We start from the raw sequence: 23,666 nt of genomic DNA, 5'->3' as shown, positions 1-23,666 counted from the left end.
GCCGCTGGGCCTCAAGTTTCGCTTTTCCTGCTCTTGGCCTGTTGCCGGTCGGCAGGATCCTTGCCATGCCCGGCGACAACACGGTCGCGCCCGTCTGCCTTTGCCTGGTAGAGCGCGCGATCCGCGGCGTTGACGATCTCCGCCCATGACGCCCCAAGCTCCGGAAAGGCAGCCACCCCGAATGACGCGGTGATGGTGCCAAGCGTGCGGCCGCGATGCGCGAGATGAAGCTGCTTGATTGCTTTCCGCAGCCCCTCGGCCCGCTCGACGCCGTCTGCCAGGGAAACCGCCGGCATCATCAGGGCGAATTCCTCGCCACCATAGCGTGAAACCACGTCACTTTCCCTGGCATGGTCGAGCAGCGTACCGGCGACCTGCTTGAGCACGAGATCGCCGGCCTCATGGCCGAACGTGTCGTTGAACTGCTTGAAATGATCGACATCGAGCATGATCATCGCCAGCGGCTGTTGGGAACGCTCCATGCGCCTCAGCTCACGACTGCTTGTCTCCTCGAGGTAGCGACGGTTGTAGAGCCCTGTGTTCGGATCGCGGATCGATTGTTGCCGCAACGTTTCGCGCAGGCGCAGATTGGCGAGCGCCAACGCCAGCGTATCGACGACGCCGCGCAGAATCTGTTGCCGCTCGACCAGCCAGTCCGGATTGTCTGCGGCATCAGGCTCGCACAGATGCACAATGCCAAGCGTTTCCCCCTGCGCCGCCAGAGGCATACAGACATAACCGCGGCTGCCATTTTCGGTGATGTGGTTGCAGCGTGGCGTCAGCATGCCGGGGCCGGCGACATGCTCCTGGCCGCGCCGCAGCGCCCAGCAATCTTCCGGCGCAAATTGGCCAACGCTTGAACGGATGGCGCCCCAATGCGCCATTTCCTCCACCAGATTGCGCGAGGCGCTGGTCAGATGAACGGTTCCGCTCAACCCTCCGAAGAAGTCGGGCATGGCTGAGCCGACGACGGAAAACGCCTCCGGAAAGGTAACGCATGCCTGCAGCAATTCGCCGAGCTTGACCAGGCGTGTCGTGGCTTCCGATGTTACCTTCAGTTCGCGGTTGAGCACCGCCAGTTCCTCGGCGCGATCGTTGACCGCGCGTTCCGCGCGACGCAACTCGCTGATGTCATTGAGCGTCAGAACGATGCCGCCATCGGAACGATTGAGGGGATTACAACTCGCAATCATCGGCAGATGCGAACCGTCCGGCTTCAGCAACCGAACTTCGCTCTGATGCTGGCGGCCCGTGGTCAATGCCAGTTCGACGGGGGAAGTTCCGGACGTGAATTTTTCCCCCGACAATGTCCGCATATCCAGGATCGAGCGCCATTCCTGCCCCTCGATCTTGTCACTGCGCCGCCCGACAATCTGGGCGGCGGCCAGATTGACCGTGACGATCTGGCCGTTGCCGTCAACGACGACGATACCTTCGGCGACGGTTTGGACAATGTCCTCGATATACGCTTTCTGCTCGACAAGCTGCGTGCGTGAGGACTCGAGTTCGCTGGCCATGGTATCGAACCCCTGGGCCAACTGTCCGAATTCGTCGTTGGAGGTGCGGCCGATGCGAGCTCCGGCATCGCCTCGCGCCAAGGATCCGATGCCGCGGGTAAGACCCGAAAGGCCGGCATCGAAGCCACGCAGCAGCAGGAAGGTGGAGACGGCGGCGATCAGCATGGCGGCCGCAGTGCACAGACCAACCAGCCAGAGCATGTTGTTGGTGCGAATTTGCGCCGCGCGCAGCAATGGCGTGTATTCGAACAGGACAGCGCCGGTCCTGACGCCGGAAGCATCCTCGATCGGCACCGCGACGAGGTTGATCGGCTCGGCGACATCGCCGCTGTCTTCAACGAAGTTGCGCGGCACGCCATCCTCGATCGCAAGACCGATTTCATTGCCACGGTCATGATCGAACCGCGTCCCGACATTTGCTTCTTCGCCCGGAATATCGGCCAGGACGACCTTGTTGCGATCCACCACCACAAGATCGCGTTTCGAGCGGCTGTGTTGCAATCCAACGAATTCACGAAGCGCGACTGGTCGCTCAAACAGGGACTGTGGCGCATCGGAAGCCTTGAAGGCGATGGTTTCGGCCAATTGCCGCCCGACGCTTGTCGCCTCGGCCACAGCGGCGGATTTCGCCAGCGTCATCTCCGAGACTATAGCGATGCCGCCCACCAGGCCAATCAAGGCTGCGGCGCTCAGGAGAGTGGCGATGATCTGAGTCTTGATGCGCACCAGGCCATCCAAATACTCGGGATTGCAACGTATGCCAATTCCGCGCGGCGCGTCAGGAAACTGTCAGCCCGGTAAATTTGATATTAAGGGAGCGGGCCACAGGCGTTTTGCCTAGGGCAGCTGACATGCTCCTGACAGAGTGCTCCACCATGTCAGCACGGAAAATTGTTGCCTTGACATTCGCGGCCTCACACCCGACTTCCTAGCGCTGCCAAGCAATTCCAGGAAAAGTGGGAACCGGTTTTCCGTCCGAAATTGCGTCAGAATAAAAGAGCTCTAGGAGACCCGCCCATGCCAGAGCCCCGTCGATCGACGATCGATACCGGAGAAGTCGAACGCTTCTCGGCACTTGCCGCCGAATGGTGGAACCCGAACGGCAAATTCCGCCCGCTGCACAAGTTCAACCCGGTGCGGCTGGCCTATATCAGGGACCAGGTGGCGGCGCGCTTCGGCCGTGATCCGCGGGCGGCGCGGCCGTTCGAAGGCCTGCGCTTCCTCGACATAGGCTGCGGCGGCGGGCTGTTGTGCGAGCCGATGGCCAGGCTTGGCGCCGAAGTGGTCGGCGCCGACGCCTCGGCGACCAACATCGAGGTGGCCAAGCTGCACGCGGCCGAGGGCGGCGTGAGCGTGGATTACCGCGCAACCACCGCTGAAGACCTTGCCGATTCCGGCGAGAAATTCGACGTCATCCTCAACATGGAAGTGGTCGAGCATGTCGCCGACATCGACCTGTTCATCGGCAAGTGCGGCGAGATGGTCAAGCCCGGCGGCATCATGTTCGTGGCCACCATCAACCGCACGCTGAAGGCGCTGGGTCTGGCCATCATCGGCGCCGAATATGTGCTGCGCTGGCTGCCGCGCGGCACCCACCAGTTCGGCAAGCTGGTGCGGCCCGAAGAGCTCGAAAAGGCGCTGGGCAACGCCGCCATGACCGTCATCGACAGGACGGGCGTCATCTACCATCCGCTCGCCGATCGCTGGCAGCGCTCCAAGGACATGGATGTCAACTACATGGTGCTGGCCGAGAAGGGGTCGGTCTGAGCCCTTACGCCTTCTGGCCCCTTACGCCTTCTGGCCCCTCATGCTTGCTGGCCCCGAACGCTTGCTGGCTTGTGCCTTGGTGGTGATGATCACGCCGATGGTGACGATGACCGCGCCGGACCAGGTCAGCAACTGGTAGTTCTCGCCGAGAAAGATCGTGCCGGCAAACAGGCCGACCGCCGCCGCCACATAGCCGATCTGGCTGAGATAGACCGGGCCGCCCACGGCCTGCAGCCGGAAGAAGAAGGCAAACATCGCCGCGGCCGACGCCACCTGCGCGACGACGACCAGCGGCACGCCGCCGAGCGGGGCGAAGGCGCTGACGCCGAACAGCACGAGAATCCCGATCAGCAACAGCGTTGCCGAAGCCAGATGGCTGCCGACGGCAAGTTCGATCGGACCGGTGCCTTCAGGCCAGTCGACGGTGCGGTAAATATTGCCGGCGGCAAGGCTGACCGGAATCAGCAGCCCGATCACCACCCAGAAGAAATCAGCCGGCTGGCCGGCCTCGCCGCGCGTCACCGCCACCATGACCGCGCCGATGAAGCCGACGGCGATGCCTGCGACGCCGAGCATGTTGGGCCGCCGGACGCCAAGCAGGATCGAGAACACCAGCGTAATGACCGGCGAGAGCGTGAACATGATGCCGGTGTAGCCGGCGCCGAGATGCGGGATGGCCGAAAACATCAGCAGGTTAGGCGCGGCATAGGACACGGCCGCGGTGATGAAGAAATAGCGCAGCCTGTGCGGGGTGAGCCGCATGCGCTGGCCGCTGGCGAGCAGCGCGCACAACAGGACGCCGCCGGCGCCGAACGAGATAACGAAGGCCCAGACCATGGCCGGAACGCCGGCCGCCGTCGCCAGCTTGCCGAATGGCAGCGTCAGGCCGAGCAGGCCGCCGGTGACCACCAGAAGACCAAGCGCCGATTCCCAGAGAAATCTCATCGGATGGTCCCGTCACTCATTTGCGGCATGTGGCACTTGCAAAATTTGGCGCTTGCGGCACTCGGCCGGTCCTGTATCTTGAGGTAACATAGCGCAAAGATTCTTAACGTCAAGATATTTAACGGTGAGACAAATGGATCGCGCGGCGAAGGCGGTCGAGCAGTGGAAACGGGAACGGCCGGATCTGGACGTTTCACCGATGCTGGTGCTCGGGCGATTGAACGAAGCCTCGTCGCTGGTCGCCCGCGAACGCCTCGCGCCGCTCTTCGCCCGCTTCGGACTGCAGGCCGGCGAGTTCGACGTGCTGGCGACGTTGCGCCGATCCGGCCAGCCTTATGCGCTGACGCCGACCGCTCTCTACGAAGCGACGATGGTGACATCGGGCGCCATGACCAACCGGCTCGACCGGCTGGAAAAGGCCGGCCTGATCCTGCGCGGCCCCCACCCCAACGACCGGCGCGGCATCGTCGTCCAACTCACCGAAAAGGGCCTGGCGTTGATCGACGAGGCTCTGGCCGCCCACGTCGCCAACGAACACGAAATCCTCGCCGGCCTGACCGTTGCCGAACGGGAGAAGCTGGCTGAACTGCTTGGCAAATTGATCGATAGCGCGAGTTGATCGCTCAGTTTCGCTCGTCGGGAAAGCTCGGGATCGGCATGAACTCGACGCCGTCCTCGGCCAGGCTCTTGGCCTCGTCCAGCGTCGCCTCGCCATAAATGCCGCGCGCATCGGTTTCGCCGAAATGGATCTTGCGCGCTTCCTCGGCGAACTTGTCGCCGACATAGTCGGCATTCTCGCGCACCTTCTCGGCCATCGCCTTCAGCTGCGCCAACGCCTGCTTCTGGGCTTCGCCCATGGCCAGCGCGATTGTTTCCTGCTTGCGCGCGGTGGAGACGGCCGGCGCCATCAGCGCCTTTTGCACCTTGTGCGAACCGCAGGTCGGGCAATCGACGAAGCCACGCTTCTTCTGCGTGTCGAAATCGTCATTGCTGCGAAACCAGCCCTCGAACTCGTGCTCATGCTCGCAGATCAGGGCAAAGCGGATCACGAGGCCGCGCCCCTGAGCCGGGGCGCCTCGGCCGTGCCCGCATTGACGGCAAAATCGCGCGCGTTCTTGAGGTTGGGGATTTTCTTGCGCGCGGCCGAAGACTGCGCGGTGTCAATCTCGGCGACGATTACGCCAGGCTCGGCATGCGCCGCCTCGGCGATGATGCGCCCCCACGGATCTACGATCAGCGAATGGCCGTAAGTCTCGCGGCCGTCCTCATGCAGGCCGCCCTGGGCCGCGGCAACCACATAGGCGCCGTTCTCGATGGCGCGCGCCCTCAGCAGCACATGCCAGTGCGCCTCGCCGGTCTGGCGGGTGAAGGCGGCAGGTACCGACAAAAGGTCGGCGCCGGCCAGCGCCTCGGCGCGGAACAGCTGCGGAAAGCGCAGATCGTAGCAGACGGCAAAGCCGAGTCTCGCGCCATCGATGTCGGTGACGACGGCCTCGGTGCCCGGCTCATAGGCTGCGGATTCGCGCCAGCTCTCGCCATTGTCGAGATCGACGTCGAACATGTGGATCTTGTCGTAGGTGGCGAGCGTGGCGCCGTCCGGTCCAAACAGCAGCGCCCGATTGGCGAGCTTGCCGTCGGCGCGCAGGATGGCGGTCGAGCCGATATGAAGGAAAACGCCGAGTTCGCTGGCGAGCTTGCGCGCAGTCGAAACGACAATGTCCTTGTCTTCCGAGGTGAAGGAGGCAGCCCGGGCTTCCTTGTCGCGGATCAGCGCCCCGGTCATTTCCGGGGTCTGGATGTAGGTAGCACCCAGGCTTGCCGCCTCACGCACCAGCCGCTCCAGATCGACCGCGTTGCGCTCGGGGCTTTCGCCTGAACGCATCTGGATCGCCGCTGCCTTGAAAACACCCATCGTCATGCCCTCTGTGTCGTCGAGCCGTTGGCGAGCATCCTGTCCAGCTGCCCCCGCGCCTCCAGTTCGTGGAGTTCGTCGGAACCGCCGACATGCGTGTCGCCGATGAAAATCTGCGGAAAGGTGGTTCGCCCGTGCGCCCGTGAAATCATTTCCTGGCGCAGTTCCGGCGAAAAGGAAGCGTCATGCTCGGTGTAGGCGACACCCTTGCGGTCGAGCAGCCGCTTGGCTGCCGCGCAATAGCCGCACATCATGCGGGTATAGATCGTCACATCGAGCATCTGTCAGCAATCCTGCCTTTCCCTGACCTTATATAGTCGCGGACTCGTCGGCCCGAAAGTCCCCCGGCAGGACGCGCGCGAAGGTCAGCACGTCGACCGCTCCAGCGCCGCCCTTTTTCAATGCCTTGGCGACCGAGCGCACGGTGGCGCCCGTGGTGTAGACATCGTCGACCAGAAGCACGCGGCGGCCCGCGATCTCGATTTCCGCTTTCGTCGGCACACGGAAGGCGGCACGCACATTGTCCTCGCGCTCCTGCCGCTCCAGCCCGACCTGCTGGCGCGTAAGCTTGACGCGCCGGACCGCCGAGGGCGAGAAAGGCAGCCCACCGAGTTGCGCGACCGCCCTTGCCAGTTCCGCCGACTGGTTGAACTGCCGCCTGAAAAAGCGCCGCCAGTGCAGCGGCACCGGCACGACGACATCGGCGTCCGCGATCAGCTCAGCGCCGGCGCGCAGCATCCAGCGCGCCATCCATGGCGCGAGATCGGTGCGGTCCTGGTATTTCAGCCCTTGCACCATCTGGCGGGCGACGCCCGAATAGGCAACGGCCGCTCGCGCCCGCTCGAAAGGCGGCGGATCGGCAATCGCTTCGGCCGACAGGAACCCCTCGCCCATGTCGTGGGTGAATGGCGTGCCCATCACCGCGCACCATGGCCGCTCCAAGAGCCTGAGCTTGGGCCAGCAGGCGCCGCATAAAACGCCGGGCTGAGAGACATGCCTGCGGCAGCCGGCACAGACCGGCGGGAACAGCACCCGCGCCGGCCAGTCCAACATCGCCAGTTTCAACATGGTTTGAGCGAGGCTCTTGATCTCCATCACCGGATCGGCCACGTGCTTTGTCGTCCGCGCCACGATATCACAAGGCGGACAAACAGGGATGTTGCCTTGCAGCCCATTATCGATACAGAGCTCTGGCTGGCACACAAGCGCCGGGCATTGGGCCATCCCGTGGCCGGCGCCGATTTTCTGATGCGGCGGGCAGCGGAAGATCTCGCTGACCGGCTGGGCGCGGTCGAGCGCAAATTCGGCAAGGCCGCCGTGCTGTTTTGCCAGACGCCGGACGCAACGGACGTGGTTGCTGCAAGCGGCAAGGCTGCGGAGATCGTGCGCGTCGAGGCCGACGCAGCATTTCTGGACGGCCAGCCAGGGCTGGTAGCACCGCCGGAGACCGTGCCGTTTCCACCGGAAAGCCTGGACCTCGCCGTATCGCTTCTGTCGTTGCAGGCGATGAACGACATTCCCGGCATGCTGGTGCAGATCCGCCGCGCTCTGCGGCCCGACGGGCTTTTCCTTGGCGCCTTCGCCGGCGCCGGCACACTTTCCGAACTGCGCGAAAGCCTGCTCGCCGCCGAGACCGAGCTTTATGGCGGCGCCAGCCCGCGCGTCATTCCGTTCACCGACGTTCGCGACGCCGGCGCGCTGCTGCAGCGCGCCGGCCTGGCGCTGCCGGTGGCCGACGTCGAAACGGTGACCGTGCGCTACGACACTCTCTTCGACCTCACCGCCGATCTCAGGGCGATGGGCGAAACCAGTGCGCTGGCCGATCGCAGCCGGCGGCCGGGTGCACGAAAGCTGTTTGCCCGTGCCGCCGAGATCTATGCCGAACGCTTTTCGGACGCCGATGGCCGGATCAGGGCGAGTTTCTCTGTTGTCTGGATGTCGGGCTGGGCACCGGATGCCTCGCAGCAAAAGCCCTTGAAGCCGGGTTCAGCGAAGGTCTCGCTGAAGACGATACTGGAAAATCCCGGCGGGCGGTAACAGCGCTCCGGATCAGTGCTCGGCGAAGGCGTTCGCCAGCTTGCTGTTGGTGTCGCTGAACAAAAACTGGATCGCGTTGCTGGCCCTGCCGACGCCGCCGACGATGGCAAGCGACAGCACGGCGACGATCAAGCCATATTCAATGGCCGTGGCGCCTGTTTCGTCTTCCAAAAATCGCTTTAGCAATGTCTTCATGATCGTCGATCCCTCTTGTCACGACCATACCGCCGACCTGTTAAGAAAGGTTAACGGCACAAGCTTAACAGGCGATGAAACGGGGCCCGCGTTAAGGAAATCAATAAGCTTTTGTTCACCTTGAGCATGATCCCGAAAAGTAGGAACCGCCTTTCTCGGACAAAACGCCAATCGTTTTTGTCCAGAGATCATGCTCCAACCAAAGAGTATGTCAGCAGTCGCCGCTGCGCCGGCCGTCGGCGCGGATGATGCAGACCGAACTGGGTGAGGGCTGCAGCACGCTTCTGCGCAGCGTATAGGTGGCGCGCGAGCCGACCGAGCCGGTGCTCATCGTGTCCAGGCCGCTTGCAAGAGCGTCGCGGCTGGACGATCGCGTCTGTTTGTCGAGGATGGGAACCGCGATCAGGGCAAGCGCCACCGCGGCCGAGCCGAACAGCAGCGTGATGCGCAATACGCTCATACCGGCATTGGCGGCGCGAAAGCTGCGATCCGGCCGGATCGAGTCCCATTCCCTGTCGAGGCTCATGCAATCGCTCCCCGCGAATCGACTTGCGGCCAGAAAAGACCTTTCCGCAATTTTTCACGATGAGATAAATCTTCCATTAACGCTGGCTAAACCAGGCCGGCGAAATGCTCCTACTCACAACAGGTCGATGAGGAACTGGATCAGCGGCGCGTCGGCCGGTGGCATCGGGTAGTCGCGCATCTGCTTTGGCCGCACCCATTTCAGCGCCTGCCCCTCTTTCGGCTGCGCGATACCGCGAAAGCGGCGGCAGACGAAGAGCGGCATCAAGAGATGGAAATCATCGTAGGAATGGCTGGCGAAGGTGAGCGGCGCCAAGCAGGGTATGTCGGTCTCGATGCCGATCTCTTCCTGCAACTCGCGGATCAGGCATTGTTCCGGCGTCTCGCCGGGCTCGACCTTGCCGCCGGGAAACTCCCACAGGCCGGCAAGCTGTTTGCCTTCGGGCCGCTGCGCCAGAAGCACGCGTCCATCGGTATCGACCAGCGCGCAGGCGGCGACCAGGAGCAGGCGTTTGCCGGTGAGTATCTGGCTCATGCGCCCGGCGGCCGGCGATAGTGGTAGCGATAGACTTCCTCGAAGCCCAGCGAGCGATAAAGCGCCAGCGCCGGCGCGTTGCCGGCCTCGACCTGCAGCCAGGCTTCCCGCGCCCCGCGCAGCCTGGCCCATTTCAGCGCCGACAGGATGAGATTGCGGCCATGGCCCTGGTTGCGCACCGACTTGTCGGTGGCGATCTCGAACAGGCCGGCGAGATCGCCGTCATGAACGCAGATCAGCACCGCCAGCGGGTCGGCCTCATCCTCGAGCGCAAACAGCCCGACCTCCGGCTGAATGGCGCCGATGATTTCCGAAAGACCCGGCCGCAGCGATGCATCCGAGCCGCTGACCTTGAGCGACGCACCAAGAAAGCGGCTGATGTCCTTCAGCGGTATCTGGTCCATGGCCGGGGCCAGTTGTGCGTCCGCCAGCGGCAGCCGCATCACCAGCGATTCGTCGAATGTGCTCCAGCCCTCATTGTCGAGATGCCTGGCCAGATCCGGCCCCGACAGCGGCGAGATGCGGAAGGTCAGTGGCCTGCCATAGGCGTCGAAGCGCCGGCTGGCGCGGCCGATGCGCTCGGCAATGTGCTGGGTGTCGCCGGGATCGAGCGGGTTGACCGAGTTCAGCCGCTTGGCCGGATGACCGGCCGTAAGCCGCACCACCCAGGTGCCGTCATAGTGGACGGCCGCCGCCGGCCAGGCGCGAAAACCCGCCGCCTCGTAGCGGCGTACGATGGCGAGCATGCTTGCCGGATGCCTGGAAGCCAACTCCATCAGCTCCGGTAGTCGCCATTGATGGCGACATATTCCTTGGTGAGGTCGCAGGTCCACACCGTCGCCTTGCCGCGGCCGATGCCGATATCGGCGCGGATGCGGATGTCGTCGCGCTTCATATAGGCCGAGGTCGCTTCCTCGGAGTAGCCGGGGTCGCGTTCGCCCTCATGCGCCAGCCGGTTGTCGCCGAACCAGATCGACAGAAGGTCGCGGTCGGCCGGCTCGCCGGCCTTGCCGACAGCCATGACGACGCGGCCCCAATTGGCGTCCTCGCCGGCAACCGCCGTCTTGACCAGCGGCGAATTGGCAATGGACAGCGCGATGCGCTTGGCCGAGCGCGCCGATTTGGCACCAGTGACGGTGACTTCGACCTGCTTGCGCGCACCCTCGCCGTCGCGCACCACTTGCAGCGCCAGCGATTTCAGCACCTTGCCAAGTGCGCGGCGGAAGGCGCCGAGACGCGCGTCCTTGGGATCGCTGATGACAGGCGCGCCGCGCTTGGCTGCGGCACCGGTGGCGAACAACAGCAGTGTGTCGCTGGTCGAGGTGTCGCTGTCGACGGTGACCGCGTTGAAGGTCTTGGCCGTACCGCGCGACAACAAATCCTGCAGCACCGGGGCGGCGATCGGCGCATCGGTGGCGATGAAGGACAGCATCGTCGCCATGTCGGGCGCGATCATGCCGGCGCCCTTGGAAATGCCGTTGATGATGACATCGGCGTCGCCGAGCTTGACCGTCGCGGTTGCCACTTTCGGATAGGTGTCCGTGGTCATGATGGCCTTGGCCGCCTCCGTCCACAAATCCGGCTTGCCGTCCTTGACCAGCCCGGCCAGCAAATGGCTGAATTTGGTCGTGTCGAGCGGCTCGCCGATGACGCCGGTGGAGGCGAGGAACACTTCGTCTGGCGTGCAGCCGGCGGCCCTGGCCGCAGCCTCGCCGGTCAATTGGGTGGAGGCGCGGCCCTTCTTGCCGGTGAAGGCGTTGGCGTTGCCGGAATTGACGACCAGCACCCGCGCCTTGCCGGCGCCAAGGTTCTGCCGGCAGAAATCGACCGGCGCCGAGGGGCATTTCGATTTCGTGAACACGCCGGCGACAGCGGTGCCGGCATCGAAGACCATAGCCAAGAGGTCGGTGCGGTTCTTGTATTTGATCCCGGCCTCGGCGGTGGCGATGCGCACGCCCTCAATGGCAGGCATTTTGGGATATTTCTTCGGCGCGAGCGGCGAAATCGTTGCGGACATTGGGGACCTCGGGCGACGGAAAAACGCTGGGGAAGGCCGGTTTGCCCGATACCACGGCCCGGCGCAAGGGCGTTTTCGTCGCTTCGGGCGCCGGTACCAACCCGTGATTAAGCTTGCATTTCAAATCCGTTGGCGTCGGCGCAGCCTCTGGCGTTATGATCGGTGCATGGGCAGGCTGGTGATCTTGGCGGTGGCGTTTATGGGGCTTTTGCTCCTGAGCGCCGATGAGCAGCCGGAACGGCGCGTGGCGCTGGTCATCGGCAACGGCACCTATGCAGAAGCCGGCACGCTCGCCAATCCGGTCAACGATGCGCTCGACATTGCCGGCAAGCTGCGCTCGATCGGCTTCGACGTCATCGAGGGCAACGACCTCGGCAAGCGGGAGCTCGAGCGCAAGATCGGCGAATTTTCCGATGCCCTGCAAGGTGCGGGCGTCGGGCTTTTCTATTACGCCGGCCACGGCCTGCAGGTCGAAGGGCGCAACTACATCGTGCCGGTCGACGCCCGGCTCGACATGCCGGTGAAGCTGCAGCTCGAAGCCGTGCCGATCGACGAAGTCCTCGACATCATGGAACAGCAGACCAAGGTCAGCCTGGTGTTCCTCGATGCCTGCCGCAACAATCCCTTTGCCCGCAGCCTGAGCCGCACCGCGACGACGCGCTCGGCGACGGCGCTCGCCGGCCTGGCGCAGTTCGATTCGACGCGCGGCTCCTTCATCGCCTTCTCGACGGCGCCGGGTGCTGTCGCCATGGACGGAACGGGGCGAAATTCGCCGTTTGCCGCCGCCCTGCTGCGGCACATGGCCGAACCTGGCCAGAGCATCAACGACATGATGATCGCGGTGCGCCGCGACGTGGTTTCCGAAACCCGCGAGGGCCAGCGCCCCTGGGAACAGGGTTCGCTGCTCGAACGGTTTGAGTTTGTGCCTGACGGCGTGGCTGCCGCGCCGCCGCCGGCCGTTGCGCCGGCGCAGTCTAGCCAGGTGGCAGCGCTCGAACGTTCCGTCGGCGACGACAAAACCTCGATCGAGAAATTCCTGCGCGACGACTATCTGGCGCCGGACACCCGGGACATTCGCGAAGCGGTCAATCGGGTTTACGGGCCATCCGTCACCATCTTCGGCAAACCCTACGACACCGAGGCGCTGGTGAAGGCGAAAGTCGACTGGTTCGCGCAATGGGCGTCATGGTCGCTCGGCCTTGAGCCCAGCAGCCTTCAGGTGAACCCGCATGGCGAGGGTGAAGCGGAAGTGGTCTTCAAAATGAGCTACGACTATGAGCCGAAGGACAAGTCGACAGCGCATTATACTGGCAAGACACGCGTCACGCTCGAACTCTTCAAAGCAGACGGCGGCTGGCGCGTTGCCTCGGAGACGCTGGCAGCGGCGCAATGAACTTTAAGCGGTGACGCGCGCCGCATCCGGCATGCGCCGTGCCGCGATCGGCGACAATTAAGTTCGACAAACCAGGGCACTTCGACAAAACGGCCCGTTTCGTTTGACTGCCAGCTCACCTATATTGCCGGCGAAGTTGTTGGCGAGGACAGACATGGGCGAGGATCCGGCGCGCAGATCGATCGGGGCGCGGCGCAATCCCGACAGCGCCGAGGCCATTCTCGAGGCCGCGGAGGCGGTGCTGGTCGAGGCCGGCTATGCCGGCTTCTCCATCGAAGCCGTCGCGCGGCGCGCACGCGCCGGCAAACCCACGATCTATCGCTGGTGGCCGTCCAAGGCGGCCTTGCTGCTGGAGGTCTACAAGCGGCAAAAGCGCGTCGCCGTCCCCGATACCGGCAATCTCGAAGACGATCTCGTCGGTTTCCTTCAAAACCTCTTCTCGCACTGGCGCGACACGTCCTCGGGCAGCGTTTTCCGGTCGTTGGTGGCCGAAGCGCAGTCGGATGAAGCAGCGGCCGTGGCCCTGACTGGCTATGCCGATGGACGTCGGTCCCACACCGCCCGGATCATCGAGCGCGCCAAGGCGCGAGGCGAGGTTGCGGCCGATATCGATGCAGCGCTGGTCGCCGACCTCGTGGCTTCCTATGCCTGGAAACACCTTTTGACCAACCGTCTCGACGAAGATGAGGCGGTAATCCGAGCCACCGTCCGCTATGTGATATCAGGCATCTCCCGCAATTGAAAAAGGGCGCCAAACGGCGCCCTTTTGCATGCGTTTGCGATGCCGGCCTTACTTGCCTGCTTCCATCGTGTCGACGGCCTTCTTCAGATTGGCGTCGGGGATTTCCACCTTGGCGGCGCCGCGCAGCTGCTTGACCAGTGCGAAATATTTGTCGCGGATGACCGCCTGCTTGGCCTGGTCCTTGACGTCGTCGAACGCCGGCGGCTGCTTGACGCGCTTGTCCTCGAGCTTGATGACATGCCAGCCGAACTGCGACTGCACCGGCTCCTTGGTGTATTTGCCGATGTCGAGCGCAAATGCCGCCTTGTCGAATTCCGGCACCATCTGGCCGGGTCCGAACCAGCCGAGATCGCCGCCATTGGTCTTGCCCGAGGGATCGCTGGTGTGCTCGTTGGCGAGCTTCTGGAAATCGGCGCCGCCGTCGAGCTGCTTGATGATCGCCTCGGCTTCTTCCTTCGTCTTCACGAGGATGTGACGGGCATGAACCTCATTGACCGGCGGCGTGCTGGCGATTTCCTGGTCGTAGCGGGCACGCACCTCGGCATCGGTGACCTTGTTGACGACGCCCTTCTCGACCATCTCGCCATGCAGGGCGCGCTGCTGCAGGAACGCCATGCGGCGCTGGAAATCGGGATCCTTGTCCAGGCCGGTAGTGACTGCCTGGGCGGCCATGACGCGGATCTCGATGGCCGCCGAAAGGGCGGCGGCGCGGCGCTGCTCGGGCGGCAACTGCGCGAACTGCTGCGACAGCTCACCCTCGGCAAGCCCAAGGTCGGCCTCGGTCAGCTTCTCGCCATTGACGGTTGCGACGACCGCGTTGGGATCGACGGGTGCGGCCGCCGGCGCTGCGGCATCGGCCGGGGCGGGAGCGGCTTCCTGGGCCATCAGCGGAGACAGCGACAGGGCCGACAGGCCGAAGGCCAGGCCAAGGCTGGCGAGCGACGCACGGCGAAACAGTAAGGACATCAAGATTAACTCCAAGGGGGATTGGTCGGGCTTGCAGATCAGCCGGATTGTGGCGGAATTTGGCGCTGCCCATAGGGCTAACGCGGCGTTGACATCAGTTGAGCCCCCTCTTATCTGTCCAACGACTTTGCGTCCAGAACCGTTTTCCGGGCGCTTTTTGCGTTTGTCCGCGTTTCACGCGGAATTGATGGGGCCGGCCGGCGCTCATCTCAAGATTGAGAATTCTATCGAAAGGACCATCGGATGGTCAGTCTCGGCGGTCTCGCCCGTAAGGTTTTCGGCTCCTCCAACGACCGGCGGGTCAAGTCGACCCGGCCGCGCGTCGAGGCGATCAACGCCATGGAAAACGAAATGCGGGCGTTGTCCGACGCCGACCTTCAGGCGCGCACGGAGAAATTCCGCCAGGACATCGCCAACGGCGCCACGCTCGACGATCTGCTGGTGCCGGCCTTCGCCACCGCCCGCGAGGCGGCGCGCCGCGTGCTCGGCATGCGCCCCTTCGACGTCCAGCTAATCGGCGGCATGGTGCTGCACAATGGCGGCATCGCCGAAATGCGCACCGGCGAAGGCAAGACCCTGGTCGCCACGTTGCCGGTCTATCTCAACGCGCTGGCCGGCAAGGGCGTCCACGTCGTCACCGTCAACGACTACCTCGCCACGCGCGACTCCGAATGGATGGGCCGCGTCTACAAATTCCTCGGCCTTTCGGTCGGCGTCATCGTCCACGGTCTCTCCGACGAGGAGCGCCGCGTCGCCTACGCGTCCGACGTCACCTATGCCACCAACAACGAGCTCGGCTTCGACTATCTGCGCGACAACATGAAATATGAGCGCGCCCAGATGGTGCAGCGCGGCCACAATTACGCGATCGTCGACGAAGTCGATTCCATCCTGGTCGACGAGGCGCGCACGCCGCTGATCATTTCCGGTCCGCTCGAGGACCGTTCGGAAATGTACAACACCATCGACGCCTTCATGCTGCAGCTCGGCCCGGCCGACTACGAGATCGACGAGAAGCAGAAGACCTCGATCTTCACCGAGGAAGGCACCGAGAAGCTGGAAAACCTGCTGCGCGCAGCCGGCTTGCTCAAGGGCGAGTCGCTCTATGACGTCGAGAATGTCGCCATCGTTCACCACGTCAACAACGCGCTCAAGGCGCACCGGCTGTTCCAGAAGGACAAGGACTACATCGTCCGCAACGACGAGATCGTCATCATCGACGAGTTCACCGGCCGCATGATGCCGGGACGCCGCTATTCGGAAGGCCTGCACCAGGCGCTCGAAGCCAAGGAGCATGTGGCGATCCAGCCGGAAAACCAGACGCTGGCGTCCGTCACCTTCCAGAACTACTTCCGCCTCTACAAGAAGCTGTCCGGCATGACCGGCACGGCGCTGACCGAGGCCGAGGAATTCGGCAACATCTACGGCCTCGAAGTCACCGAGATCCCGACCAATCTGCCGGTTATCCGCAAGGATGAGGACGACGAGGTCTACCGGACGGTCGAGGAGAAGTACAAGGCGATCGTCAAGGAGATCAAGGAAGCGCGCGCCAAGGGCCAGCCGACGCTGGTCGGCACCACATCCATTGAAAAATCCGAGCAGCTGGCCGAGCGCCTGCGCAAGGAAGGGTTCAAGGATTTCGAGGTGCTGAATGCCCGCCACCACGAGCGTGAGGCGGCCATCGTCGCCCAGGCCGGCAAGCCCGGCGCCATCACCATCGCCACCAACATGGCTGGCCGCGGCACCGACATCAAGCTCGGCGGCAACGCCGAGATGCGCATTGAGGACGAACTGGGCGACATGCCCGCGGGCCCCGAGCGCGAGGCGCGCGAAAAGGAAATAAACGCCGATGTCGAGCGCCTGAAGGAAAAGGCGCTGGCCGCCGGCGGCCTCTACGTGCTCGCCACCGAGCGCCATGAATCGCGCCGCATCGACAACCAGCTCCGCGGCCGCTCCGGCCGCCAGGGCGACCCCGGTCGTTCGAAATTCTTCCTGTCGCTGCAGGACGATCTGATGCGCATCTTCGGGTCCGAGCGCATGGACGGCATGCTTCAGAAGCTCGGCCTCAAGGAAGACGAGGCCATCATCCATCCGTGGATCAACAAGGCGCTGGAAAAGGCGCAGAAGAAGGTCGAGGCGCGCAACTTCGACATCCGCAAGAACCTGTTGAAATACGACGACGTCTCGAACGACCAGCGCAAGGTGGTGTTCGAGCAGCGCATCGAATTGATGGACGGCGAAGGCCTGTCCGAGACGATCGCCGAGATGCGCGAAGGCGTCATCGAGGAGATCGTCGCCAAGAACATTCCCGAAAACGCCTATGCCGAGCAGTGGAACGTCGCCGGCCTCAAGGCCGAGGTCGCCGAATTCCTCAATCTCGATCTACCGGTCGAGGACTGGGTCAAGGAAGAAGGCATTGCCGAGGACGACATCCGCGAGCGCCTGACCGCGGCCGCCGACGCCGCCGCCAAGGAGCGCGCCGAGCGTTTCGGTCCCGACGTGATGAGCTATGTCGAACGCTCGGTGGTGTTGCAGACGCTCGACCATCTGTGGCGCGAGCACATCGTCAACCTCGACCATCTGCGCTCGGTCGTCGGCTTCCGCGGCTACGCCCAGCGCGATCCGTTGCAGGAATACAAGGGCGAGGCGTTCGAACTGTTCCAGGCGCTGCTCGGCAATCTGCGCCAGGCCGTCACCGCGCAATTGATGCGCGTCGAACTGGTCCGCCAGGCCGCTGAAGCTCCGCCCCCGGAAGCGCCGGACATGTTCGGCAGCCACATTGACGGCACCACTGGCGAGGACGACTTCCAGGGCGGCGAAACGGCACTTCTGGTTCGCCAGGAGAGCAACGCCATCGTCGCTCCCGAAGACCGCGATCCGAACAACCAGGCGACCTGGGGCAAGGTCGGCCGCAACGAAGCCTGCCCCTGCGGCTCCGGCAAGAAATACAAGCACTGCCACGGCGCGTTTGCTTGATTTCGACCGCTAGGTCGGCGGGACAGCACCCCCCTCTGGCCTGCCGGCCATCTCCCCCTCAAGGGGGGGAGATCAGCAGCTTCGGCTGCCCGCATTCTTTTCACCTTAGGCAATTGGCGAAAGCCTACACAACAGCCAATCTCCCCCCTTGAGGGGGAGATGTCCGGCAGGACAGAGGGGGGCGTGACGGATCGCCAACCTTCGCGTTCGTCAAGCCTCACAACAACCCCGAATCCCGCGCTGCCGCCGTCGCCTCGCCGCGCGACACCGCATCCAGCTTGCCCAGCACCGCCGAGACGTGGTGATCGACCGTCTTCGGCGAAATCGTCAATTGCTCGGCGATCCGCTTGTTGGACAGGCCGCGTTCGATCAGCTGCAGCACCTGCATCTGGCGCAAGGTGAGTCCGGCCAAATTGGCGCGCGTCGAACGGCGCGGGCCGCGGGCGATGCCGCCAATGCCGTTCTTGCGCATGATATCGCGCAGGCGCTGAGCGGCCGGCCTTGCCCCCAGGCCATCGAAAATGTCCAGCGCCAGCCGCTGCCCCTCTTCATCGCCAAGGATGAGCGCCAGCCCGCGTTCGTATGGCGCGTTCAATTCGGCCCAGAGTGCCGAAGCCGAACGCCAGTCGCCGGTCAAAAGCAGCCGGTATGGCGTCGCCATATCGGCAGTATCGATGGCCGGAATGTCGGGAGCGAGCAATGTTCGCCACAGCGCCAGTTCACCGACATGGGCGCGCGAGCGCACCGGCGTTTCGGCGCGGGTGATCAGCGCCAGCGCCTCTTGCCTGTCGGCCAGCCCCAGCCACGCCTGCTCCGCCATCAGGGCTGCATAGGAGCTCAGCATCTGCAGGTCTGCACCACTTCCGACGAGCCGCGCCATTTCGGCAAACAGCGGCTCGGCCGAGGGATCGCCGCGCCTCAGGCGCAGTTTCGCCAACGCCAGCAGCGCCGGAAAGCGGCCCACGGTCGTTGTCCGCTCATTGTCGATGATTTCGGTCGCTGTCGCGGCGGCCTCGTCCCATTGGCCCTGGCGAAGCTGCACATCGGCCAGCATGCCCCTGAGATAGTCGCGCCAGGTGCCGAGGTCGTTTTCGGTGCAATAATGAATGCCGCTCTCGAGCACCGGACGTGCCGCGTCGTAGCTCATCTGGGTGATCTCGAAACAGGCACGGTTGGTGAAGGCACGCGCGGCATGCTCCTGGAAATTGCCCTGCAGCGCGATTTCAAGGCTTTGGTCGAGGCGCTGGCGCCCGGCGGCCGGATTCAGCCATTGCTCGACGCAACCGACATTGTTGAGCGCATGCGAGGCGATGTCGGGACGGTTCATCCGCTCGGCCAGCGCCGCTGCCTTCTCGCCGTAGAACAGCGTGTCTTCCACCCTCTCCGACAGCATCGCCAAATGTGACAGGTTCGAATAGGCCATGGCGAGTTCCGGCCCGGGTGGAGCAGCCTCCAGCATCGCCACCGCTTCGGCGCCGAAGGCGGCGGCGGCCTCCCGGTCGTCGCCCATTTCGCTCAGGCGGGAAAGCCACCTCAGGCTGTCACCCTCCTTCAGCCTGTTGCCGTCAGCCTGATGCAACCTGCGTGCCTCTCCTTGCGCTGCAAGCGCGTCGTCGATCTTGCCGGTGAGATGGCACTCGAAGGCATAACTTTCGTAGAGCGCGGCGCGCTCAATCACCGGCAGGCGGTCGGTCTGCCGCAAGGCGATTTCATAGTAGCCGGCGGCATCGCGATGGGCGCCGACACGCGACGCCTCGCGCGCGGCGATCGGCGCAAGTTCGCGCACCGCCGCCAGATTGTGCGCCTCGACCGCGTGATGCACCAGGCGGCCGCTGGAGACGTCGCCATTTTCGAGCAGCGCAGCCAGGGCACGCTGGTTGAATTGCCGCCTGTGTGAGGTCGTCAGCATCATTTCGATGGCGCGCCGCGCAATGTCGTGGCGAAAGGCGTAGCCGTCACCGAGATCGTCGAGCAGGCCATTGGCCACACACTCGGCCAGCTGGCCGGCGCTGGCGACGCCACACAGGCCCTGCAGTGCCCAGGCGTCGGCGCGGCGCGGGAACACCGACACTGCGTCGAGCATTGCCCTGGCCCCGGGCGACAGCCGCTCGGCCCGCGCCAGCACAGCGTCACGCACGCTTGCCGGCAACGCCATTTCGTTTTCGGCCGACAGCAATTCGGTGACAAAGAAGGCATTGCCTGCGGTCGCCCGGTAGATGGCGTCGCCGTCGCGGCCGGCAGCATCGGCAAGCGACAGCACGGCCGCCTCGCTGAGCAGCGGCACATCGATACGCGCCACGCTGCCTGCCGGAATTTCGCCCAGCGCGCGGCGCACGCGCATCTGTCCTTCGCTGCGGTCGGTGCGCGCCGTGAGCAACAGCAGAATCTGGGTGTTGACGATACGCCGGCCGAGGAAGCGCACGAAATCGAGTGTCGCATCGTCGGCCCAGTGCAGGTCTTCGATGATCAGCAGGCTAGGCCCCTTCGCCGCAAACGCGTCGAGCGCATCGGAAAACAGCGGCAGTCTCTGCCCGTGCCGGGCGTCGATCGCGCGCGGCAGCGCCCATTGCGCCTCGCGCGCCAGATCGTAGAGCGGGCCCAACGGGTCGGGGATCGACAGGTCCTCGCAAGCGCTGCGCAACGTCGCCGCGCTCTGTCCGACACGGGCCGTGAACGACTCGACGAGCGCCGTCTTGCCGGCGCCCGCCTCTCCCGCCAGCACCGCGACGCGGCCATGGCCGCCTATTGCATCGTTAAGCAGGGTCTCCAACTGCTGCAGCTGCGTCTGCCGTTCCAGAAGCATCATTATCGTCGTCTCATACGATCGGAGTTTTCCCACCATGGCGGGCCGCTCACGATAGCCCGTGAAGAAAGCGCCGCAATGTGACTTTGCACACATTGCCGTGCCTCTTTCCACAACGAACGATGCCAACATAGGGAATCGTCCCGCCCAATATGGGGAATCGTTCCGATGCGCGGCCCGGGCCGGCGTGGTCAACGTCCAGCAGCGCTCCGATCGAGCGTGAACCAATGGAAAGGAAGCCTTCCATGCCTCGCTACCTGATTGAACGCACATTTCCGGACGGCCTCAACATACCGATGACCGACATCGGCGCCACCGCGGTGGGCGGCGTCGTCATGCGCAATGCCGAAAAGGGCGTTACCTGGATCCAGTCCTTCGTCACACCCGACAAGAAACGCAGCTTCTGCATTTACGAAGCACCGTCGCCCGAAGCGATCCGCAGCACTGCCCAGAAAAATTCGCTGCCGGTCGACAAGATCACGGAGGTGCGGGTTCTTGACCCTTACTTTTATCTCTGATCCTGCGTTCGGTCGCTACACTGATGAGCATCAAACTGCCCTTCGCGGCCATGGCGAACTGCCTGGTGGCCTGCCGGTCGGTGGAACCGAGCCTGTCCTGGGAAAGACCGGCCGGCCCACCTCCCTGCTCGGCCGTCTATGGCGGTTCGCGACGAGACTGCCTGCGTATCTGTCTGATAGGCGGTGCTTGCCTCCGGAAGGCGACTATCTGAGGCGCGACATCGGACTCTCTGACCGGGAAGTGCCGCAGGAGTATTGGCAATATTACTTCTGGGATCGTTGATTTTGCTCAGTTTTTAACGCGGCAGCCAAAGAACTCGGCAACCGAAGCCGCATACCCATCGCATAACCGGGGCGGACAAAACCGTTTCCCAATCCTTGAACCAACGCCACCGGCGTTTCGGCAGGCCTCATCGGCCGCCGTCGCTCAAGCGTCAACAAAACGGACAGAAGACCATGACCACAACTCTTTGGACGACACGCTTTGCGGCCCTGGCCGCCATCTCGATCGCGGCCGGTGCCGCCGCCCAGGCACGTGACGCCAATCCGCTGGCCGAAAAGGTGCGCGCCGCCAACAGCCGCTTTGAGAATGTGGCAGCCGCCACAGCCGAAGGCTACGCCCCGATCCCTTGCGCCAGTGGCATCACCGGCGGCGCCATGGGCATTCACTATGTCAACGGCGCCTATCTCAAGGACGATGCCGTCGATGTCGCCAAGCCCGAGGCGGTGATGTACGAGCCAATGGCCGATGGCAGCCTGAAGCTGATCGCGGTCGAATACATCACCTCGAAGGGCCCGGCCTCGCTTGAAGGCCAGTTGTTCAACTTCAACAGCGCCCCCAACCGCTACGGCCTCGGCCCGTTCTACGAACTGCATGTCTGGGCCTGGAAACAGAACTCGACAGGCGCCTTCGCCGACATGAACCCGAATGTGTCGTGCGACGCGATGAAGGGGATGTAGCCTTCCCATGTGACACCTCTGGCACCGGACACACCCGGTGCCTGGCCTTCCCCCTTGGCGGGGGGAGGGGCGAGCGCAATGCCGACCGGCTCCCCAGTCTTCCCCGGCGTTCGCTCGCCTTTTGTTATGTCAGCCTCGTCGCCCAAGCCCGACGCGGTGATATACGAGCCGATGGCCCGGAACGCGTTTCCGTCTCCTTGTGGCGTTGTGACCGTAACTATGCTATAGTTACTGGTATAGTGCTGATTTGCGCCGACGACCCGCCGCCGAGGCGGGTTTTCCATTTTCCTGGGTGGTTCCCCTGCTGTTTGCTTAACGACGCCACTCCGGCGCAGGGCTGGCGTATCCGTTTCTACGCCGCCTTCAGTCGCACCATTTCGGGCTCGAACTCGAACTTCGGCTGCCCGGCTTCTTCCTCTGGCAGCCAAAGCATCATCTGTGGCACGTTGTTGCGGTAGAGCCGGGTGCTGTCTCGCAGAGCGGCGTGAGCGTTGCGCATAAATCCATCGCAATTTGATATCGCGTTGTCCTCATTAGCTCGCATTTGGCGAGTTAGACGCGATTGTCACGTTCGCTTGATTCCAATCGAATGCGCTTTGTCGGCCATATTGACGCCTTTAAATGTTTGTTGACGGAACTACGTAATACACGTACTCGTTACGTATGCACTGTGTTACGGAAACGCATTCATTCAATCGCGCCGCATCCGAGGCCGGGATGGACGACGATGATGTCGCACGACTCAAGAATTTCTTGGCAGCGAACCCCGATGCGGGCGCGCTCATCCAAGGAACGGGAGGAGCGCGCAAGCTTCGTTTTGCCAAGCCAGGCCGTGGCAAGAGCGGAAGTTACCGCGTTATCACGTACTACACGGCGGATGACATCCCGGTGTTTCTCATGGATGTCTACACCAAGGGTGAGAAAATCAATCTGACGGCAAAAGAGAAAGCCGAACTGAAAAAGGAACTCGAATCTTTCGCCGACGAGTACCGGGCAATGATCAGGGAAAAAGTACAGGAAATGAAAAGGTCGGAGGTCGCATCATGAGCAAAGCTGGAAAGAGGCTGTTGGGAGCCGCTCAGGAGATGAGAGCCATTGCGCGCGGCGAGGTCAAACCCGCGCATATGCACATCCCGGCAGATGTTGACGTGAAGGCAATCCGCAAAAATGTCGGTTTGTCACAAGACGCTTTTGCGAGCGAATTTTGCTTCAGCGTCAATCAAATCAAGGATTGGGAACAGAACCGCACTCGTCCGCTTGGGAGCAATCGCGCGTACCTAATGATGATCGAACGCCATCCCGAGACCGTGCGTCAAATGTTGGAGGAGATGCGTATCGAACGTCACGACGACGACAGCGAGCGCATGGCCGTTGGTATGTGAGCGGTCGCCAGTGAAATCAATTTCACAGCAACCCCCGCCATTGGCGGGGGTTTTTCGTTGGTTCGGGTCGAGCGACCAGCGACGAGGGCGGCCTCATGAATGGTTACCTGCCGATTGTTTTTGAGCGAGGCGCTCACGAACCCATACATCAGCTCGATCTCCGCCCGTGTGGGCTCCAAGACGCCCTTTGAGCGCGGCAAGCTACCGATCTCCTCCGCGCTCTGATGGGAGCCGTGGCGGCCCTCAGAACGCCCAATGCGGCCTGTATGACATGGCCTCGCTTGAACAACGGGTTTGGATTGTTGCGCCGCTTTGGCGCGATGGTGCGGACATTGAAGCCCAGCTCCAGCAGAGTGGAAGAGCGCCTCGATCCTTTGCCGGTTGCAGCGAAGCACAAACGTCGAAAGCTTGCGCCGCCCTTCATCCGCCTGCCGGCACCTTCTCCCCGTATAGCGACGGGGAGAAGGGAGCCCACC

24 protein-coding genes are annotated in these 23,666 nt (G+C 63.5%); 10 read left to right on the top strand and 14 right to left on the bottom strand.

Annotated elements, in window-relative coordinates; translation table 11 throughout:
* Nucleotides 1-11: 11 nt before the first annotated feature.
* Nucleotides 12-2,243 (bottom strand): diguanylate cyclase, encoded by a 2,232-nt coding sequence (locus H0241_RS33220; RefSeq protein WP_181061959.1) that lies wholly within the window; start codon nucleotides 2,241-2,243, stop codon nucleotides 12-14.
* Between the two features lie 291 nt (nucleotides 2,244-2,534).
* Between H0241_RS33220 and ubiG the strand changes: the two genes are divergently transcribed.
* Nucleotides 2,535-3,284: a bifunctional 2-polyprenyl-6-hydroxyphenol methylase/3-demethylubiquinol 3-O-methyltransferase UbiG gene (ubiG, locus tag H0241_RS33215; protein ID WP_181061958.1), complete on the top strand. Its 750-nt coding sequence runs from the start codon at nucleotides 2,535-2,537 to the stop codon at nucleotides 3,282-3,284.
* Nucleotides 3,285-3,305: 21 nt separating this feature from the next.
* Here the strand turns inward: ubiG and H0241_RS33210 are convergent, their stop codons facing one another.
* Nucleotides 3,306-4,229 (bottom strand): DMT family transporter, encoded by a 924-nt coding sequence (locus H0241_RS33210; RefSeq protein WP_181061957.1) that lies wholly within the window; start codon nucleotides 4,227-4,229, stop codon nucleotides 3,306-3,308.
* Between the two features lie 133 nt (nucleotides 4,230-4,362).
* Here H0241_RS33210 and H0241_RS33205 point away from each other — a divergent pair, with 133 nt between their 5' ends.
* Nucleotides 4,363-4,848: a MarR family winged helix-turn-helix transcriptional regulator gene (locus tag H0241_RS33205; RefSeq protein WP_181061956.1), complete on the top strand. Its 486-nt coding sequence runs from the start codon at nucleotides 4,363-4,365 to the stop codon at nucleotides 4,846-4,848.
* Nucleotides 4,849-4,852: 4 nt separating this feature from the next.
* Here H0241_RS33205 and H0241_RS33200 read toward each other — a convergent pair whose 3' ends face one another.
* From H0241_RS33200 to H0241_RS33185, 4 genes are read right to left on the bottom strand one after another with little or no spacing between them, the layout of a single operon-like run.
* On the bottom strand, nucleotides 4,853-5,278 hold the full coding sequence (locus tag H0241_RS33200) for a DUF1178 family protein (RefSeq protein ID WP_181061955.1): 426 nt from the start codon (nucleotides 5,276-5,278) through the stop codon (nucleotides 4,853-4,855).
* Nucleotides 5,275-6,141 (bottom strand): carbon-nitrogen hydrolase family protein, encoded by an 867-nt coding sequence (locus H0241_RS33195; protein ID WP_181061976.1) that lies wholly within the window; start codon nucleotides 6,139-6,141, stop codon nucleotides 5,275-5,277. Before H0241_RS33195 ends, H0241_RS33200 begins: the two co-directional genes overlap by 4 nt.
* A 2-nt stretch (nucleotides 6,142-6,143) precedes the next feature.
* On the bottom strand, nucleotides 6,144-6,422 hold the full coding sequence (gene grxC, locus H0241_RS33190; protein ID WP_181061954.1) for a glutaredoxin 3: 279 nt from the start codon (nucleotides 6,420-6,422) through the stop codon (nucleotides 6,144-6,146).
* 28 nt (nucleotides 6,423-6,450) lie between these two features.
* Nucleotides 6,451-7,236 carry a ComF family protein gene (locus tag H0241_RS33185; protein WP_181061975.1) on the bottom strand — a complete coding sequence of 262 codons (786 nt, stop codon included), beginning with the start codon at nucleotides 7,234-7,236 and terminating at the stop codon, nucleotides 6,451-6,453.
* Nucleotides 7,237-7,305: 69 nt separating this feature from the next.
* Here H0241_RS33185 and H0241_RS33180 point away from each other — a divergent pair, with 69 nt between their 5' ends.
* Nucleotides 7,306-8,178, top strand: a complete 873-nt coding sequence (locus H0241_RS33180) for a methyltransferase domain-containing protein (RefSeq protein ID WP_181061953.1) — start codon at nucleotides 7,306-7,308, stop codon at nucleotides 8,176-8,178.
* A 12-nt stretch (nucleotides 8,179-8,190) separates the two neighbouring features.
* On the opposite strand, the gene H0241_RS33175 is transcribed toward H0241_RS33180, so the two are convergent.
* From H0241_RS33175 to argJ, 5 genes are all read right to left on the bottom strand, one after another.
* Nucleotides 8,191-8,373 (bottom strand): Flp family type IVb pilin, encoded by a 183-nt coding sequence (locus H0241_RS33175; RefSeq protein ID WP_181061952.1) that lies wholly within the window; start codon nucleotides 8,371-8,373, stop codon nucleotides 8,191-8,193.
* A gap of 211 nt (nucleotides 8,374-8,584) precedes the next feature.
* Nucleotides 8,585-8,899 carry a hypothetical protein gene (locus H0241_RS33170; protein WP_181061951.1) on the bottom strand — a complete coding sequence of 105 codons (315 nt, stop codon included), beginning with the start codon at nucleotides 8,897-8,899 and terminating at the stop codon, nucleotides 8,585-8,587.
* A 114-nt stretch (nucleotides 8,900-9,013) separates the two neighbouring features.
* A complete protein-coding gene (mutT, locus tag H0241_RS33165) occupies nucleotides 9,014-9,433 on the bottom strand; it encodes an 8-oxo-dGTP diphosphatase MutT (RefSeq protein ID WP_181061950.1) in 420 nt (139 codons plus the stop codon).
* The gene (locus H0241_RS33160) at nucleotides 9,430-10,179 is read right to left on the bottom strand and encodes a GNAT family N-acetyltransferase (RefSeq protein WP_181061974.1); all 750 of its coding nucleotides are present in this window, start codon (nucleotides 10,177-10,179) and stop codon (nucleotides 9,430-9,432) included. Before H0241_RS33160 ends, mutT begins: the two co-directional genes overlap by 4 nt.
* 29 nt (nucleotides 10,180-10,208) lie before the next feature.
* Nucleotides 10,209-11,450: a bifunctional glutamate N-acetyltransferase/amino-acid acetyltransferase ArgJ gene (gene argJ, locus H0241_RS33155; protein WP_181061949.1), complete on the bottom strand. Its 1,242-nt coding sequence runs from the start codon at nucleotides 11,448-11,450 to the stop codon at nucleotides 10,209-10,211.
* A 166-nt stretch (nucleotides 11,451-11,616) separates the two neighbouring features.
* On the opposite strand from argJ, the gene H0241_RS33150 reads away from it, so the two are divergent.
* Together H0241_RS33150 and H0241_RS33145 are read left to right on the top strand one after the other, a co-directional pair.
* On the top strand, nucleotides 11,617-12,843 hold the full coding sequence (locus H0241_RS33150; RefSeq protein ID WP_181061948.1) for a caspase family protein: 1,227 nt from the start codon (nucleotides 11,617-11,619) through the stop codon (nucleotides 12,841-12,843).
* A gap of 154 nt (nucleotides 12,844-12,997) precedes the next feature.
* Nucleotides 12,998-13,585, top strand: coding sequence for a TetR/AcrR family transcriptional regulator (locus tag H0241_RS33145; RefSeq protein WP_181061973.1), 588 nt, complete (start codon nucleotides 12,998-13,000; stop codon nucleotides 13,583-13,585).
* A gap of 48 nt (nucleotides 13,586-13,633) precedes the next feature.
* On the opposite strand, the gene H0241_RS33140 is transcribed toward H0241_RS33145, so the two are convergent.
* Nucleotides 13,634-14,551: a peptidylprolyl isomerase gene (locus H0241_RS33140; RefSeq protein ID WP_181061947.1), complete on the bottom strand. Its 918-nt coding sequence runs from the start codon at nucleotides 14,549-14,551 to the stop codon at nucleotides 13,634-13,636.
* Nucleotides 14,552-14,794: 243 nt separating this feature from the next.
* Between H0241_RS33140 and secA the strand changes: the two genes are divergently transcribed.
* Complete coding sequence (secA, locus tag H0241_RS33135) at nucleotides 14,795-17,527, top strand: preprotein translocase subunit SecA (protein ID WP_181061946.1); 2,733 nt, start codon at nucleotides 14,795-14,797, stop codon at nucleotides 17,525-17,527.
* A 217-nt stretch (nucleotides 17,528-17,744) separates the two neighbouring features.
* On the opposite strand, the gene H0241_RS33130 is transcribed toward secA, so the two are convergent.
* On the bottom strand, nucleotides 17,745-20,333 hold the full coding sequence (locus tag H0241_RS33130) for an ATP-binding protein (protein WP_235984601.1): 2,589 nt from the start codon (nucleotides 20,331-20,333) through the stop codon (nucleotides 17,745-17,747).
* 242 nt (nucleotides 20,334-20,575) lie between these two features.
* Here H0241_RS33130 and H0241_RS33125 point away from each other — a divergent pair, with 242 nt between their 5' ends.
* Entirely contained in the window at nucleotides 20,576-20,848 is a 273-nt protein-coding gene (locus H0241_RS33125; RefSeq protein WP_142866399.1) for a DUF4242 domain-containing protein, read from the top strand.
* Nucleotides 20,849-21,304: 456 nt separating this feature from the next.
* The gene (locus H0241_RS33120) at nucleotides 21,305-21,808 is read left to right on the top strand and encodes a hypothetical protein (protein WP_181061945.1); all 504 of its coding nucleotides are present in this window, start codon (nucleotides 21,305-21,307) and stop codon (nucleotides 21,806-21,808) included.
* A 352-nt stretch (nucleotides 21,809-22,160) separates the two neighbouring features.
* On the opposite strand, the gene H0241_RS33115 is transcribed toward H0241_RS33120, so the two are convergent.
* Nucleotides 22,161-22,307 (bottom strand): hypothetical protein, encoded by a 147-nt coding sequence (locus H0241_RS33115; RefSeq protein WP_181061944.1) that lies wholly within the window; start codon nucleotides 22,305-22,307, stop codon nucleotides 22,161-22,163.
* Nucleotides 22,308-22,471: 164 nt separating this feature from the next.
* Between H0241_RS33115 and H0241_RS33110 the strand changes: the two genes are divergently transcribed.
* Both H0241_RS33110 and H0241_RS33105 read left to right on the top strand, forming a co-directional pair.
* Nucleotides 22,472-22,855: a type II toxin-antitoxin system RelE/ParE family toxin gene (locus tag H0241_RS33110; RefSeq protein ID WP_181061943.1), complete on the top strand. Its 384-nt coding sequence runs from the start codon at nucleotides 22,472-22,474 to the stop codon at nucleotides 22,853-22,855.
* On the top strand, nucleotides 22,852-23,190 hold the full coding sequence (locus H0241_RS33105) for a helix-turn-helix domain-containing protein (RefSeq protein WP_181061942.1): 339 nt from the start codon (nucleotides 22,852-22,854) through the stop codon (nucleotides 23,188-23,190). The genes H0241_RS33110 and H0241_RS33105 overlap by 4 nt, the downstream gene beginning before the upstream one ends.
* Nucleotides 23,191-23,666 lie beyond the last annotated feature (476 nt).

The organism is Mesorhizobium neociceri (assembly GCF_013520985.1).
GTDB classification, from domain to species: domain Bacteria; phylum Pseudomonadota; class Alphaproteobacteria; order Rhizobiales; family Rhizobiaceae; genus Mesorhizobium; species Mesorhizobium neociceri.
This window is presented reverse-complemented; position numbering and strand designations above follow the sequence as displayed.

Bases quoted from the DNA above. Each gene is read 5' to 3' on its own strand.
- ubiG (WP_181061958.1), top strand. From the start codon at position 2,535: ATGCCAGAGCCCCGTCGATCGACGATCGATACCGGAGAAGTCGAACGC.
- H0241_RS33210 (WP_181061957.1), bottom strand. From the start codon at position 4,229: ATGAGATTTCTCTGGGAATCGGCGCTTGGTCTTCTGGTGGTCACCGGC.
- H0241_RS33205 (WP_181061956.1), top strand. From the start codon at position 4,363: ATGGATCGCGCGGCGAAGGCGGTCGAGCAGTGGAAACGGGAACGGCCG.
- H0241_RS33195 (WP_181061976.1), bottom strand. From the start codon at position 6,141: ATGGGTGTTTTCAAGGCAGCGGCGATCCAGATGCGTTCAGGCGAAAGC.
- grxC (WP_181061954.1), bottom strand. From the start codon at position 6,422: ATGCTCGATGTGACGATCTATACCCGCATGATGTGCGGCTATTGCGCG.
- H0241_RS33185 (WP_181061975.1), bottom strand. From the start codon at position 7,236: ATGGAGATCAAGAGCCTCGCTCAAACCATGTTGAAACTGGCGATGTTG.
- H0241_RS33175 (WP_181061952.1), bottom strand. From the start codon at position 8,373: ATGAAGACATTGCTAAAGCGATTTTTGGAAGACGAAACAGGCGCCACG.
- H0241_RS33170 (WP_181061951.1), bottom strand. From the start codon at position 8,899: ATGAGCCTCGACAGGGAATGGGACTCGATCCGGCCGGATCGCAGCTTT.
- mutT (WP_181061950.1), bottom strand. From the start codon at position 9,433: ATGAGCCAGATACTCACCGGCAAACGCCTGCTCCTGGTCGCCGCCTGC.
- H0241_RS33160 (WP_181061974.1), bottom strand. From the start codon at position 10,179: ATGCTCGCCATCGTACGCCGCTACGAGGCGGCGGGTTTTCGCGCCTGG.
- argJ (WP_181061949.1), bottom strand. From the start codon at position 11,450: ATGTCCGCAACGATTTCGCCGCTCGCGCCGAAGAAATATCCCAAAATG.
- H0241_RS33150 (WP_181061948.1), top strand. From the start codon at position 11,617: ATGGGCAGGCTGGTGATCTTGGCGGTGGCGTTTATGGGGCTTTTGCTC.
- H0241_RS33145 (WP_181061973.1), top strand. From the start codon at position 12,998: ATGGGCGAGGATCCGGCGCGCAGATCGATCGGGGCGCGGCGCAATCCC.
- H0241_RS33140 (WP_181061947.1), bottom strand. From the start codon at position 14,551: ATGTCCTTACTGTTTCGCCGTGCGTCGCTCGCCAGCCTTGGCCTGGCC.
- secA (WP_181061946.1), top strand. From the start codon at position 14,795: ATGGTCAGTCTCGGCGGTCTCGCCCGTAAGGTTTTCGGCTCCTCCAAC.
- H0241_RS33130 (WP_235984601.1), bottom strand. From the start codon at position 20,333: ATGATGCTTCTGGAACGGCAGACGCAGCTGCAGCAGTTGGAGACCCTG.
- H0241_RS33125 (WP_142866399.1), top strand. From the start codon at position 20,576: ATGCCTCGCTACCTGATTGAACGCACATTTCCGGACGGCCTCAACATA.
- H0241_RS33120 (WP_181061945.1), top strand. From the start codon at position 21,305: ATGACCACAACTCTTTGGACGACACGCTTTGCGGCCCTGGCCGCCATC.
- H0241_RS33115 (WP_181061944.1), bottom strand. From the start codon at position 22,307: ATGCGCAACGCTCACGCCGCTCTGCGAGACAGCACCCGGCTCTACCGC.
- H0241_RS33110 (WP_181061943.1), top strand. From the start codon at position 22,472: ATGCACTGTGTTACGGAAACGCATTCATTCAATCGCGCCGCATCCGAG.
- H0241_RS33105 (WP_181061942.1), top strand. From the start codon at position 22,852: ATGAGCAAAGCTGGAAAGAGGCTGTTGGGAGCCGCTCAGGAGATGAGA.